Origin of the sequence: Aliamphritea spongicola, from assembly GCF_017051665.1 — a bacterium.
Taxonomy (GTDB): domain Bacteria; phylum Pseudomonadota; class Gammaproteobacteria; order Pseudomonadales; family Balneatricaceae; genus Amphritea; species Amphritea spongicola.
Map to the genome: position 1 here is coordinate 1 of NZ_JAFIDL010000033.1, position 447 is coordinate 447.

General features: G+C 64.0%; 1 pseudogene. It reads left to right on the forward strand.

Features of this window, described 5'->3' with window-relative positions:
• Positions 1-447: pseudogene (locus JYB63_RS22610) on the forward strand (bifunctional proline dehydrogenase/L-glutamate gamma-semialdehyde dehydrogenase); the annotation flags it as partial.

Below are 447 nucleotides of genomic sequence, written 5' to 3' on the forward strand. Positions count from 1 at the left end.
TGCTGCAAGAGTTCTCCCTCTCCTCGCAGGAAGGCGTAGCGCTGATGTGCCTGGCGGAAGCGCTGCTGCGCATTCCGGACAAACCGACCCGCGATGTCCTGATCCGCGACAAGATCAGCAACGGCAACTGGCACTCGCACCTGGGGCGCAGCCCGTCGCTGTTCGTCAACGCCGCCACCTGGGGCCTGCTGTTCACCGGCAAGCTGGTGTCGACCCATAACGAAGCCAATCTGTCCCGCTCGCTGAACCGCATTATCAGCAAGAGCGGCGAGCCGCTGATCCGCAAAGGCGTGGACATGGCGATGCGCCTGATGGGCGAACAGTTCGTGACCGGCGAAACCATCGCCGAGGCGCTGGCCAACGCGCGCAAGCTGGAAGAAAAAGGCTTCCGCTACTCCTACGACATGCTGGGGGAAGCCGCCCTGACCGAAGCCGACGCCCAGGCCT